Here is a 13112-nt window from a genome sequence, read left to right as displayed (position 1 = left end):
GACACTTGGGAAAACGCTGCCTTGTGGACGCAATTTTGTGACCGTAAAGTAACCGGACGTTTACTCTTCATTCCTCCGACGCCGTGATGATGGGCGATTGCAAGCTGGACAAGATCGATCTGCGCATACTCGCGCAGTTGCAAAAGCGCGGCCGCATCACCAACGTCGAGTTGGCGGATGCGGTCGGCCTGTCGCCGAGCCCGTGCCTGATACGGGTGAAACGTCTGGAAAAGGCGGGGTATATCGCAGGTTACGGCGCGGACATTCAGCTCGAGAAGCTCGGCGACGTGCAGATCGTGTTCACCGAAGTCACGCTCGCCGATCACCGCCGCGAGGACTTCGACCGCTTCGTCGCGGCGATCCGCAACGTCGACGAGATCGTCGAATGCCACCTCGCGAGCGGCGGCTACGACTATCTGCTGAAGTTCGTCACGCGCAGCGTGAGCCACTATCAGACGATCATCGAAGGGCTGCTCGAACGCAACGTCGGCATCGAGAAGTACTTCAGCTACGTGATCATCAAGTCGCCGTTCGTGAAGCGGCATTATCCGCTCGAAGCGCTGTTCGCCGATCGGCATTGATGTGCCGGAAAGCCCGATTTCGCCGGCGATCGGCAAACGGACAGCCCGCTTCGGACGCGCCTGCAGCCGCTCCCGAAAAATCTCACCTTTGGACGAAAAACGCGTCGGCGCGGGCCGCGAGCGCACCTGCCGGACGCGCGTCGACGACCGTTCTCGCAGGCTGCCCGGCCACGGCCGCAGCGGCCGCCGTTCATCAGAACGTCACGCGCCCTTCGAGACAGAACACGCACGATCCTTCGAGCTCGACGCGCTCGCCGATCAACCGGCAGCGCATCTCGCCGCCGCGCGGCGACGCCTGATACGCACGAAACGCGGTCCTGCCGAGCCGCGCCGCCCAGTAGGCGCGAGCGCGCAATGCGCGCTGCCCGTCATCGGATCTTCCGGCACGCCCTTCGCCGGCGCGAAATATCGGCTCACGAAATCCTAATCACCGCCGTCCATGGCCGTCACGATCACGCCGCAGCGATCGAGCGCCGCAGGATTGCCGGCGAAGCGCCGGTTCACGAACGCATCGACTTGATAGATGGGCGCCGAGGTCGTCCGGTCAGCCGCTCGATCGATATTCGCGTTCATCGCGTTCATCGTCCAGGCCTGTGCAATCGGTTGATGGAAGGTGAGCGCGCCGTGGCACGGCGCTCACGGCAAGCCGTTGCCGCAATGCTCGGCGAAGCCCGGTCGCGTGGCGAGCCGCTCGAAGTACGCGGACACCGCCGGGAAATCCGGCTTGTCGAACGGCGTGCGAAGCCAGCGGTTGATCGACAAGCCAATCGCGATGTCGGCGAGCGTGTAGCCGGGACCGGCGACGAACGCGCCCGTCGCTTCGAGCTGCGCATTCAGGATCGCCATGTGCCGCGTCCAGCTCTCGCACGACGCGCGGATTTCCGCTCGATCGCGATGGCTCGGCTCGTTGCGCACGAGCGCGAGGAACGCATAGCTCCATGCGCGGTTCAGCGCGGTCGTCTGCCAGTCGAGCCATTGATCGATGCGCGCCCGTGCGTGCGGCTCGGCCGGATACAGGTGCGCGCCGCCGTACTGGTTCGCCAGATAACGGACGATCGCGTTCGATTCCCAAAGCGCGAAATCGCCGTCCACGAGCACCGGCACGAGGCCGTTCGGGTTCAGCGCGAGGAATTCGGGCGTCTGCGTCGGCCGGAAGCCTGCGCCCCAGTCTTCGCGTTCGAATCCGAGTTGCAATTCGGCGCACGTCCACAACACCTTGCGGACGTTGATCGACGGCGCCTTACCGAGCACTTTCAGCATCACGGACCACCTCGTTCGACGAAAATGCCGACGATTGTAGAGGCGCACGCGCGATGCCGACAGGTACGGTTCGCTGCGCGCGGACCGATGCGCCTGCAAGCCGCGCGCAAGCAAGTTCCGCCTTCGCCCGCGTCACCAGACGCACGGCACGAGCCGCCAGCGCACGCGCTCGCAATACGCGCGATAGCCGTCGAGGTGCACGCTCAGGTAGCGCTCCTCGTCGATGAGCCGCGCGGCGACGCCCGCCGCGAGCACCGCGGCGAACGGCCAGGCCCATGTCGATTGCGCGGCGATCGGGCTCCCGAAAAATATCACCATTGCGCCGGAGTACATCGGATGCCGGACGAAACGGTACGGGCCTGACGAGATCACCGTCTGCCCGCGCCTGACCTCGACGATGCTCGACGCGAAGCGGTTCTCGCGCAGCACCGCGAAGCAGATCGCGAAGCCCGCGATCACGAGCGCGTTGCCGAACACGACCGCGCGCCAATCGACGGGCATCCGCGCGACGCGCCATTCGGCGCCCATCGCGACGACGAGCCCGACGCTCGCGACGCTCACGACGGCAAGGATGATCTTCTGGCTGAGCTCGCGCTCCGCGCGCACGCCGACGCGCATCCGGCTCTCGACGAGCGCCGGATCGTGCTTGAGGAAATAGAGGGCGAGCAAGGTCGTGGCCCCGGAGAACACGAGCCAGTAGATCCAGCCCTGCCAGTAGCGCATCGAGCCCGCCGACGCGAAGATCAGCACGGCGAGCACCGCGACGAAGCGCGCCTGCGCGCCGAGTACGCGCTTCGACAGCGTGTTCATTGCGGGTTCCTCCTTCTATGTCGTGTCGCGCGACGACGGCGAACCGTACGTCATGCGTCGGGCGTAGCGCATCGCGCATCGATTCGCGAGTCGATGTCCGGCGCCGGCTGGATGGCCCGTTAGCGGCGGATGCGTTCGCAATCACAGGCCGAACGCCGACTGCCGATCGTTACCCGTTGCCCAACGCCCGGATTTTGCCGCGTGCCATTCAACGCCGGACGCCTGATTTCCGACGTTCGCCGGACGATTATCCGCTGTTCGCGCGCTCGTTCAGATGCGCAAACGCGTCCGCGAGAAAATCGACGCACACGCGCACCTTCGCCGAAGCCGCGAGCCGCGCCGGATAGACGGCCCATACGTTCGCCGGCTGGATCGCATCGGGCAGCACGCGCTTGAGCTCGCCGCTCGCGAGCAGCGGCCCGGCTTCCCAGATCGAGCGCAGCACGATCCCGCGTCCGGCCAGCGCCCATTGCACGGCGACCTCGCCGTGATTCGTCGACAGCGCGCCGCCGACCTTCACCGACGACGTCTCGCCGCGCACCGTGAGCCGCCATACGCCGAACGGATGATCGCGCTCCTTGATCGCGAGGCACTGATGCGCGGCGAGATCCGCGAGCTGGCGCGGCGTGCCGTATCGCGCGAGGTACGTGGGCGACGCGCACAGCACCCGGTAGTTCGTCGCGAGCCGCTTCGCGATCAGGTGATCGGCGATCTCGTCGCCGATCCGGATGTCGAGATCGAAGCCTTCGCCCGCGACGTCGACGAGCCGGTCGAACAGATCGAGCCGCACATTGAGCTGCGGATAGCGTTCGTTGAAGTCGAGCAGCGCGGGAGCGAGCACGTGCCGGCCGAAGCCGAAGCTGCTCGAGATCCGCAGCGTGCCGCGCGGAACGTTGCGGGTCGTCGACACGTCTTCGACGAGATGGTCGACGTCGTCGAGGATCTTCTCGGCCCACGCATAGACGCGCTCGCCGGCTTCCGTCACCGCGACGCGGCGCGTCGAGCGGTGCAGCAGCCGCGTGCCGAGCCGCTTTTCGAGTAGCGCGACGCGCTTGCTGACGTACGCGGGCGACACCGCGAGCTGCTCGGCGGCCGCGCTGAAGCTCGCGAGCCGCACGACGACGCTGAAGACGCGCAGGTCGTCGAGGTTCGGCACATTGTTCACGATTCGTGGAAAGTCGATTAACCGAATGGTCGATTTTAATCCTTCCAGAAATAAATAAAATGCGTGAATCGACGATGGCGCGTGTCCCGACGACCGCGCTCCTGATGCCGCTCGCGCCGGGTTCGGCCGATGCGGACGGCTCGACACGACGAGGAATCCAGCATGAGTGACAAGGTATACAAGATCGCCGTCATCCCCGGCGACGGGATCGGCGTGGAAGTGATGCCCGAGGGGCTGCGCGCGCTCGACGCGGTGAGCCGCCGCTTCGGCCTGCGCTTCGAATACGAGCCGATCGAGTGGGCGAGCTGCGACTACTACGCGAAGCACGGCCAGATGATGCCCGACGACTGGAAAACGCAACTTTCCGGCATGGACGCGCTGCTGTTCGGCGCGGTCGGCTGGCCCGAGACGGTGCCGGATCACGTGTCGCTGTGGGGCTCGCTGCTCAAGTTCCGCCGCGAATTCGACCAATACATCAACCTTCGTCCCGCGCGCCTGTTCGACGGCGTGCCGTGTCCGCTCGCCGGCCGCAAGGCGGGCGACATCGATTTCATGATCGTCCGCGAGAACACCGAAGGCGAGTATTCGGCCGTCGGCGGCGCGATGTTCGAAGGCACCGACCGCGAATTCGTCGTCCAGCAGGCGGTGTTCACGCGGCTCGGCACCGAGCGCGTGATGAAGTTCGCGTTCGAGCTCGCGCAGCGCCGCGCGAAGCAGCTGACCGTCGCGACGAAGAGCAACGGCATCGCGATCAGCATGCCGTGGTGGGACGCACGCGCGGCGGAGATGGCCGCGCACTATCCGGACGTCGCGTGGGACAAGCAGCACATCGACATCCTGTGCGCGCGCTTCGTGATGCAGCCGGACCGCTTCGACGTCGTCGTCGCGTCGAATCTGTTCGGCGACATCCTGTCCGACCTCGGCCCCGCATGCACGGGCACGATCGGCATCGCGCCGTCGGCGAACCTGAACCCCGAGCGCAAGTTTCCGTCGCTGTTCGAACCGGTGCACGGCTCCGCGCCGGACATCGCGGGCAAGCATGTCGCGAATCCGATCGCGATGATCTGGTCGGCCGCGATGATGGTCGATTTCCTCGGCGAAGGCGTCGGCCGCGCCCGCGAAGCGCACGACGCGATCGTCGCCGCGATCGAGCACGTGCTGAAGCACGGCCCGCGCACGGGCGATCTGGGCGGTCGGGCGTCGACGAGCGAAGTCGGCGACGCGATCGTCGCGCATCTGCTCGGCTGATCGCCGCGCATCGTCTCAACCGCATCGCTTCGTCAGGATTCGCACCATGTCGCTCACGCTGTCCCGCACCACACTCATCCGCACCGGCAACCTGATCGACGGCGAATGGCGTCCCGCCGCGTCAGGCAGCCGCTATGCCGTCTCCGATCCGGCCGCGCTCGACGTGATCGCCGAAGCCGCCGACAGCGGCGCCGACGACGCGCGCGCCGCCACCGATGCCGCCGCGCGCGCTCTGCCCGCATGGCGCGCGACGACCGCGCGCGAGCGCGCCGCGATCCTGCGCGCGTGGCACGCGGCGATCGTCTGGCATACCGAAGACCTCGCGCGCCTGATGTCGCGCGAGCAGGGCAAGCCGCTCGCCGAGGCGCGCGGCGAAGTCGCGTACGGCGCGTCGTACGTGCAGTGGTTCGCCGAGGAAGCGACGCGCGCGTACGGCGACGTCATTCCGCAGCAGCAGCGCGGCAAGCGGATGAGCGCGGTGAAGGAACCGATCGGCATCGTCGCGGCGATCACGCCGTGGAACTTCCCGCTCGCGATGATCGCGCGCAAGATCGCACCCGCGCTCGCGGCGGGCTGCACGGTCGTCGCGAAGCCGGCCGAAGACACGCCGCTCACCGCGCTCGCGCTCGCGTTCCTCGCGATGGAAGCGGGCGTGCCGCCCGGCGTGCTGAACATGATCTCGGCGTCGCGCGAGCGCGGCGTCGAAGCGGTCGGCGACTGGCTCGCCGACGCGCGCGTGCGCAAGATCACGTTTACCGGCTCGACGCCCGTCGGCAAGTTCCTCGCGCGCGAATCGGCTGCGACGCTGAAAAAACTGTCGCTCGAACTGGGCGGCAACGCGCCGTTCATCGTGTTTGACGACGCCGATCTCGACGCGGCCGCCGACGGCTTGATGGCGGCGAAGTTCCGCAACGGCGGACAAACCTGCGTGTGCCCGAATCGCGTCTACGTGCAGGACGGCGCATACGACGCGCTCGCGGCGCGCGTCGCCGCACGCGTGAACGCGCTGCGCGTCGCGCCCGCGACCGACTCCACCGCGCAGATCGGCCCGATGATCAACGCGCGCGCGGTCGACAAGATCGCACGCCACGTCGACGACGCCGTCACGCGCGGTGCGCGCGTGCTGACGGGCGGCCGGCGCCTCGCCGAGCTCGGCCCGCATTTCTATGCGCCGACCGTGCTCGCCGACGCCGCGCCTGACATGCAGCTCTGCGGCGAAGAGACGTTCGGACCAGTAGTTGCGTTGTTCCGCTTCTCGACCGAGGACGAAGCGATCGCCGCCGCGAACGACACGCCGTACGGCCTCGCCGCATACTTCTACACGCAGAACGTGCGACGGATCGCGCGCGTGTCGTCGCGGCTCGAGGCAGGCGTCGTCGGCATCAACGAAGGCGCGCTCGCGAGCGAGGCGGCGCCGTTCGGCGGCGTCAAGGAATCGGGCTACGGCCGCGAAGGATCGCGCTACGGGCTCGACGACTATCTCGCGATCAAATATCTATGCGAAGGCGGCCTCGACTGAAACCTCTCATGATCGAACGTGCGTGCGATCGCATGAAATCGCTCACCGAACGATGTCGCGGGCATGTCGGCTGGCGTGCTCGCGATCGCACACGCCCGTTCCGCGCGTGAGCCGCCGCGACGTATTCATCGACTCCCGAAAAAGCTCACCATGACCGAATCGGCTCCCGAATTTCCTCACTATTCGATCGAGGTCGACTTTCCGAACCTCGATGCACATCGTGCCGGCAATGCCGGCGTCGACTATGTTCATCGCTTCGATTCGGGCGTGCCCGGCCCGCATGTGATGATCAACGCGCTCACGCACGGCAACGAAGTGTGCGGCGCGATCGTCGTCGACGCGTTGCTGAAGATGGGACTGCGTCCGCGCCGCGGCGTGCTGACGCTGTCGTTCGCGAACGTCGCCGCGTACGAGCGCTTCGATCCGGCCGAGCCCGACGCCGCGCGCTTCGTCGATCAGGATTTCAATCGCGTGTGGATGCCGGCCGTGCTCGACGATTCGTCGAAGCGCTCGGTCGAGCTCGATCGTGCGCGCGCGCTGCGGCCGTTCGTCGACGAAGCCGACTGGCTGCTCGACCTGCACTCGATGCATGAGCGCAGCGCGCCGCTGATCGTCGCGGGGCCGCTCGACAAAGGCACGGCGCTCGCGCTGCAGATCGGCGCGCCGTCGACCGTGATTCGCGACGAAGGCCATCCGGAAGGCAAGCGCATGCGCGATTACGGCGGCTTCGGCGATCTGGCAAGCGCGAAGAACGCGCTCCTCATCGAATGCGGTCAGCATTGGGAAACGCACGCGGTGGCGGTCGCGCGCGACAGCACCGCACGCTTCCTGGTCGCATCGGGCATCGTCGACGAGCGGGATCTGCCCGTCGACTGGTTCCTGCCGCTCGCGAAAACGATGCGGATCGTCCAGGTGACGGAGCCCGTCGTCGCGGCGAGCTACGACTTCCGTTTCGCCGGTTCGTACACTGGCCTCGAGCATTTCGCGGAAGCGGGTGAGGTGATCGGCTGGTCGGACGGTGCGCCCGTCACGACGCCGTATCCGGACTGCGTGCTCGTGATGCCGTCGCTGCGTCAGTTGCGTCCCGGCGTGACCGTCGTGCGACTCGGTCGTCTCGAACGCGAGGTGCCGCAGCGAGAGTGATGCGGACGGCGGGCCGTTCGATACCCCGCCAAGCGCCGGACATGCGGCGCTCAGCACTCGGCATTCGAAATCAGGCGGCGCGGCGAAGCAAAGCTTCGTGGCCTTTCATGCCACATCGCATCGCATACCGCACATCGCTGCTTCGCGCAGCGCGATGCCGCACACCGCCCGCCGTCGATCAAAGCCCGAGATCCGACAGGCTCGGATGATCGTCGGGCCGGCGGCCGAGCGGCCAGTGGAACAGGCGGTCCGCTTCGCGGATCGGCATGTCGTTGATGCATGCATGCCGATGCGCCATCAGGCCGTTCTCGTCGAACTCCCAGTTCTCGTTGCCGTACGAGCGGAACCAGTTGCCCGCGTCGTCGTGCCATTCGTACGCGAAGCGCACCGCGATCCGGCTATCGGTGAACGCCCACAATTCCTTGATCAGCCGATAGTCGAGCTCACGCGTCCATTTGCGACGCAGCAGTCCGACGATCTCCGCACGGCCCGTGGCGAACTCCGCGCGGTTGCGCCATTTGCTCTGCGACGTATAGGCGAGCGACACGCGCTCGGGGTCGCGCGTGTTCCAGCCATCTTCGGCAGCACGAACTTTCTGTATGGCGGTTTCGCGCGTGAACGGCGGGACAGGCGGGCGGATTTCAGTTGAATCGGACATCGTGTTCTCCAGATTGAGGACGTGAAATGGCCTGCCCGGCTCGCCGGTGGACGGCGGGCAGGTCGAGGTGCTGCGATTCGATCGAATGAAAGCGGGGCGAGGCGTCAGCCGGACCGGTTCGGCAACGTCGCGTCGATCAGCAGCTCCGCCGCCGCGCGCGCGTCGCGGGCAGCCGTCGCGTCGCCGCTCACGAGCGCGACGCCGATCGCGCCATCGATCAGCACGAGCCACTGACGCGCGAGCCTTGCGACGTGCCGCCGGTCCGCGCCGGTTTCGGCCGCGTATGCGTCGAGCTGCTCGCGCACGAATGCAAGCAGACGTTCCTTGTGCTCGCGCGCGACGACGCGAATCGGATCGTCCGGATGTTCGATCTCACCCGCCGCGTTCAGGAACGCGCAGCCGTGGAAGTCCGTCTGCTCGAACCATTCGCGCAGCACGTCGAACATGCCGACGAGTCGCGCACGCGGCGACTTGCCGCGCTGTTCCGTTGCGTCGACGAACCATGTCATCCAGCGTTCGTCGCGCCTTTCGAGCGCGGCGGCGACGAGCGCCTCCTTCGATTCGAAGTGCGTATAAAAGCTCTTGCGCGCGGCGCCCGACAGCTTGACGATCGCATCGACGCCCGTCGCGTGAATGCCGCCCGCATAGATCAGCGTTTCGGCCGCCTCGAGCAGGCGCTCGCGCGCGCCAGCGGCGGGAGAAAGGTCAGATTTCGTATCCATGCGTTTACGGTAGAACGATCATTCTCCTTTGTCAACCTCGAATCGTTGAGCTATCGTCTTCGCACACATTCGACAAAAGAGGTTTGGATGAAGCCGGCAAGATGGGCGGGATGGATCGCATGTGCGATCGCGATCGCAGGAACGACGGCAGGCTGCACGCCGCTGCGGGTCGTCATGCACAGCGTATCGACGGCGGAAGCCGCCGTTCCGGCCGGCCGCTACACGCTCGATCCACACCACTGGAGCATCGTGTTCGACGTCGATCACTTCAAGTATTCGCGCTTCACGATGCGCTTTGATCGCGCGAGCGCGCAACTCGACTGGCGCACGGGCGGACTCGCCGCCAGCGGCGTGACAGCGTCGATCGACGCGGCGAGCGTCGACACCAACGTGCCGCTGCTCGACAAGCTCGTCGCGGGCGCCGATGCACTCGACGCCGTCCGCCATCCGCAAATTCGTTTCGACAGCACGCGCCTCACCCGCACGAGCACGACGCAAGGCACACTGACCGGCAACCTCACGATCCGCGGCGCGACGCATCCCGTCACGCTCGTCGTCACGTTCAACGGCTACGGCCGCAATCCGCTGACGAAGCAGGACACGCTCGGCTTTTCCGCGAGCGGCACGTTCAGCCGTGCGCAATTCGGCGTGACGAGCTGGTATCCGGCCGTCGGCGACGACGTGCGCGTGCGCATCGAAGCGGAGTTCGTCAAGGAAGGCGGGACTCCCGCGCAATGACGGGCCGATGACGCTCCGCATCTTTCGCGACGCGTGACGTTTGCGACGAGCGTCATGCATCGCGACGCACATCGTCGCGCCGAATTTTTTTACGATATTTTTTCTTGAAGGACTCGCTCGCGACTCCCTACACTTCGGACAACCGTCGAGGTTTGGGAGGTGTCATGCAACAGCAACGAGCGAAGACCGAACGACCCGCACACTTCGCGTGTGCAACTCGCGTGGACGGCCGCGTCGTGCTGAGACGTTTCGATCCGGCGCAAGACTCGTACGACGAGCTGACCGCATTGTTGCATCGCGCGTTCGCGCGGCTCGGCCGGATGGGACTCAATTGCCCGTGTGCCGATCAGCCGGCCGCCGTCACGCGGCAGCGCGCGCTTGCGGGCGAATGCTTCGTCGCCGTCTGCAACGACCATCTCGTCGCGACGATGACGCTACATGCGCGCGACCTGTCGTCACCGTGCGAGCTCTATCGCCGCGGCAACGTCGCGACGCTGCGGCAGTTCGGCGTCGATCCGATTTGGCAAGGACGCGGCATCGGGCGGTCGTTGCTCGCATTCGCCGCGCATTGGGCGGCCGCACGCGGCTACCGGCGCCTTGCGCTCGACACGCCGCAGCCCGCCGCGCATCTCGTCGACTTTTACATACGCCAAGGATTCCGAATCGTCGACGTGATGCATTTCTCTGGCAAGGGCTACGACAGCGCGATCCTCAGCAAGCCGACAACGGTATCGCCCTCGTACGCATTGAAGGCTTGCGAACTGCCGCTTACACCGGCACCGCTCGAATGCGCCGCATGAAATCCGACGACGATGTGCGCCGGCGCGACCGCGAATGCGAGCTTAGCGAACGGGACGCGCGCAAATTCGCACATGTGAAGGCCGCGATGCGCGTGCGCGGTTTCGCCAAAGTGGCGTTCATCACGATAACGACGAGTCAGGCGTTGACGGCGGCGTTCGCGAGCCTCCCGCACGTCGTCGGCTACGACGTGGAACCGGGTCCGCTGCTTCTCTTCAACTTCATCAGTTGCGCGCTCGTCAGCTTCTGGCTGCGATCCGATGCGCAGCGCGCCTATCTCGAAGCGCAGGCAAGCGGGGGTCTGCGCAAAGCGCCGAATGCCGATATCCTGCTCAACGTCCCTCTCGATTGCCCGAAACGTTGGCTCGTCATCCTGAATATCGAATTGAATCCGAAACTGCTCGACGATGAGCGATGACGCGCGAGCCGTCATCGCGAATGTGCTCCACATTGGAATATTGACGCTTCGTTTACGCCCGTAGCGTCGTTCTTTCGAACGATTTGATATCCGCCGCGCTGTAATGGAGACGTGAAGCGCGACCGAACCGACGATTGAAGCGGGAGAATCGATGCCGACCTACGCCTATCTGCAAATCGGCCTTTTCATCGTGGTGCTGACGTTGCTCGTCAAGCCGCTCGGGGGCTACATCGCTCGAATCGCGGATGGCGATCCACCATGGCCGATGCGAATGCTGCAGCCCGTCGAGCGATGGACATATCGCGCGGCGGGCATCGATCCCGAACAGAGAATGAGCGGGAAAACCTACGCAGTCGCGCTGCTGCTGTTCAGTCTGCTCGGCACGATCGCACTCTATGCGTTGCAACGCGCGCAGCATCTGCTCGCTCAATCCACAGGCACTTCCCGCCGTCAGCGCCGATTCGGCGTTCAACACGGCCGTCAGCTTCGCCACCAACACGAGCTGGCAAGAATATACGGGCGAAACGACGCTCAGCTATCCGAGCCAGATGGGCGGCATCGCCGTGCAGAGCTTTTTGTCTGCCGCCGTCGGCATCGCCGTGCTGCTCGCGTTGATCCGGGGCCTCGCGACGCGCGGCGCCGGCACCGTCAGCAATCTATGGGCCGATCTCACGCGCGCAACGCTGTACATCCTGATCCCGCTGTCCGCACTATTCGCCGCTGCGTTCATCGCGCAAGGCACGATCCAGAATTTCTCCGCGTATCGCACCGTTCACACGGCCCAGCGCGTGACCTGGCGGCAGCCATTGCTCGACGCAAGCGGCGTGCCGTCGCACGACGCCGCAGGCCACGCGATCATGCACACGACGACGAGCCGCGAGCAGCTTCTGCCGATGGGCTCCGTCGCATCGCAAGAGTCGATCAAGCTGCTGAGCGGCGACGGCGGCGGCGGCTTCAACGCGAACTCCGCGCATCCGTTCGAGAACCCGACGCCGCTCAGCAACTTCCTGCAGATGCTCGCGCTTCTGCGGCTGCCGGCTGCGCTGTGCCACACGTTCGGCACGATGGTCGGCGACACGCGGCAGGGCTGGGCAATCTATGCGGCGATGCTCGCGATGTTCGTCGCGCTTGCGGCGGTGACGATACGCGCCGAGCAGGCGGGCAGCGCAGCGCTTGCGGCACCCGGCATCGACACGCGCGCATCGGCGTCGATGCCGGGCGGCAACATGGAAGGGAAGGGGACGCGCTTCGGGATCGTGTCGTCGGCGCTCTATGCGACGATCGCGACAGCGAGCGGTGACGGCGCGGTCGATGCGATGCACGATTCGCTCACGCCGATCGGCGGGCTCGTGCCGATGGCGCTGATGCAGACCGGTGAAGTCGTGTTCGGCGGCCCCGGCTCGGGACTTTTCGGAATGCTGATGCACGCAATGCTCACCGTGTTCGTCGCGGGATTGATGATCGGCCGCGCGCCCGAATATCTCGGCAAGAAAATCGATCCGTACGACATGAAGCTCGTTGCGATCGCGATCCTCGCGACACCGCTCGTCGTGCTCGTCGGCACGGCCGCGTCAGTGTTGCTGCCGGACGGCGTCGCGGGCATCGCGAATCCCGGCGCGCACGGCTTTAGCGAGATCCTCTACGCGTTCACGTCGGCGGCGAACAACAACGGCAGCGCGTTCGCGGGCCTCGCCGCCAATACGCCGTTTTACAACATGACGCTCGCGGCGGCGATGTGGTTCGGCCGCTTCGCGACGATCGTGCCGGCGCTCGCGCTCGCAGGCTCGCTCGCGCCGAAGGTGCGGCGCGCGGCCGGCCCCGGCACGCTGCCGACGCACGGACCGCTCTTCGTGGTCATGTTGATCGGCACGATCTCGTTGATGACGTTGCCGACGTATCTGCCCGCGCTCGCGCTCGGGCCGAGCGTCGAGCAGGTGACGATGGGGGCCGTGCATTGAAGCTGATCGACGGTCGTCGGCCAGCCGCATGCGGCGCGCGAATCATCGTTTGCAGTCCGTAGTGCGACGTGACTCGTGACTCGCGGCCCGGCGC

At 66.1% G+C, this 13112-nt stretch carries 14 protein-coding genes and 1 pseudogene; 8 read left to right on the top strand and 7 right to left on the bottom strand.

Annotated features, from left to right (window positions below):
- The first annotated feature begins 86 nt into the window (after positions 1 to 86).
- The gene (locus WS70_RS18830) at positions 87 to 581 is read left to right on the top strand and encodes an Lrp/AsnC family transcriptional regulator (protein ID WP_442854905.1); all 495 of its coding nucleotides are present in this window, start codon (positions 87 to 89) and stop codon (positions 579 to 581) included.
- A gap of 193 nt (positions 582 to 774) precedes the next feature.
- Here WS70_RS18830 and WS70_RS33005 read toward each other — a convergent pair whose 3' ends face one another.
- The 5 genes from WS70_RS33005 to WS70_RS18810 form a co-directional block, all read right to left on the bottom strand.
- Positions 775 to 936 (bottom strand): hypothetical protein, encoded by a 162-nt coding sequence (locus WS70_RS33005; RefSeq protein ID WP_226382991.1) that lies wholly within the window; start codon positions 934 to 936, stop codon positions 775 to 777.
- A 68-nt stretch (positions 937 to 1004) separates the two neighbouring features.
- Positions 1005 to 1163 carry a hypothetical protein gene (locus WS70_RS32455; RefSeq protein ID WP_197419259.1) on the bottom strand — a complete coding sequence of 53 codons (159 nt, stop codon included), beginning with the start codon at positions 1161 to 1163 and terminating at the stop codon, positions 1005 to 1007.
- 54 nt (positions 1164 to 1217) lie between these two features.
- Positions 1218 to 1841 carry a glutathione S-transferase family protein gene (locus WS70_RS18820; protein ID WP_059471396.1) on the bottom strand — a complete coding sequence of 208 codons (624 nt, stop codon included), beginning with the start codon at positions 1839 to 1841 and terminating at the stop codon, positions 1218 to 1220.
- Positions 1842 to 1973: 132 nt separating this feature from the next.
- Positions 1974 to 2651 carry a methyltransferase family protein gene (locus tag WS70_RS18815; RefSeq protein WP_059597717.1) on the bottom strand — a complete coding sequence of 226 codons (678 nt, stop codon included), beginning with the start codon at positions 2649 to 2651 and terminating at the stop codon, positions 1974 to 1976.
- A gap of 247 nt (positions 2652 to 2898) precedes the next feature.
- On the bottom strand, positions 2899 to 3816 hold the full coding sequence (locus tag WS70_RS18810; protein WP_059471398.1) for a LysR substrate-binding domain-containing protein: 918 nt from the start codon (positions 3814 to 3816) through the stop codon (positions 2899 to 2901).
- 162 nt (positions 3817 to 3978) lie between these two features.
- On the opposite strand from WS70_RS18810, the gene WS70_RS18805 reads away from it, so the two are divergent.
- The 3 genes from WS70_RS18805 (at position 3979) to WS70_RS18795 (ending at position 7726) form a co-directional block, all read left to right on the top strand.
- Positions 3979 to 5064: a tartrate dehydrogenase gene (locus WS70_RS18805; protein ID WP_059471399.1), complete on the top strand. Its 1086-nt coding sequence runs from the start codon at positions 3979 to 3981 to the stop codon at positions 5062 to 5064.
- A 46-nt stretch (positions 5065 to 5110) separates the two neighbouring features.
- The gene (locus tag WS70_RS18800) at positions 5111 to 6583 is read left to right on the top strand and encodes an NAD-dependent succinate-semialdehyde dehydrogenase (RefSeq protein ID WP_059597716.1); all 1473 of its coding nucleotides are present in this window, start codon (positions 5111 to 5113) and stop codon (positions 6581 to 6583) included.
- Positions 6584 to 6733: 150 nt separating this feature from the next.
- Positions 6734 to 7726: a M14 family metallopeptidase gene (locus WS70_RS18795; RefSeq protein WP_059471401.1), complete on the top strand. Its 993-nt coding sequence runs from the start codon at positions 6734 to 6736 to the stop codon at positions 7724 to 7726.
- Between the two features lie 178 nt (positions 7727 to 7904).
- Here WS70_RS18795 and WS70_RS18790 read toward each other — a convergent pair whose 3' ends face one another.
- Positions 7905 to 8384 (bottom strand): nuclear transport factor 2 family protein, encoded by a 480-nt coding sequence (locus WS70_RS18790; protein ID WP_059471402.1) that lies wholly within the window; start codon positions 8382 to 8384, stop codon positions 7905 to 7907.
- Between the two features lie 104 nt (positions 8385 to 8488).
- Positions 8489 to 9106: a TetR/AcrR family transcriptional regulator gene (locus WS70_RS18785; protein ID WP_059597715.1), complete on the bottom strand. Its 618-nt coding sequence runs from the start codon at positions 9104 to 9106 to the stop codon at positions 8489 to 8491.
- An 87-nt stretch (positions 9107 to 9193) separates the two neighbouring features.
- On the opposite strand from WS70_RS18785, the gene WS70_RS18780 reads away from it, so the two are divergent.
- The 4 genes and pseudogenes from WS70_RS18780 (at position 9194) to kdpA (ending at position 13018) form a co-directional block, all read left to right on the top strand.
- Positions 9194 to 9844 (top strand): YceI family protein, encoded by a 651-nt coding sequence (locus WS70_RS18780; protein ID WP_059472326.1) that lies wholly within the window; start codon positions 9194 to 9196, stop codon positions 9842 to 9844.
- A gap of 164 nt (positions 9845 to 10008) precedes the next feature.
- Positions 10009 to 10644, top strand: coding sequence for a GNAT family N-acetyltransferase (locus WS70_RS18775; protein ID WP_082722333.1), 636 nt, complete (start codon positions 10009 to 10011; stop codon positions 10642 to 10644).
- 14 nt (positions 10645 to 10658) lie between these two features.
- Positions 10659 to 11060 (top strand): hypothetical protein, encoded by a 402-nt coding sequence (locus WS70_RS18770; RefSeq protein WP_226382902.1) that lies wholly within the window; start codon positions 10659 to 10661, stop codon positions 11058 to 11060.
- A gap of 151 nt (positions 11061 to 11211) precedes the next feature.
- Positions 11212 to 13018 (top strand): annotated as a pseudogene (gene kdpA / locus WS70_RS18765) (potassium-transporting ATPase subunit KdpA).
- Positions 13019 to 13112 lie beyond the last annotated feature (94 nt).

The organism is Burkholderia mayonis (assembly GCF_001523745.2).
GTDB classification, from domain to species: Bacteria; Pseudomonadota; Gammaproteobacteria; order Burkholderiales; family Burkholderiaceae; genus Burkholderia; species Burkholderia mayonis.
The sequence above is the reverse complement of the archived record's forward strand: the minus strand, read 5'-3'. Positions and strand labels throughout refer to the sequence as shown.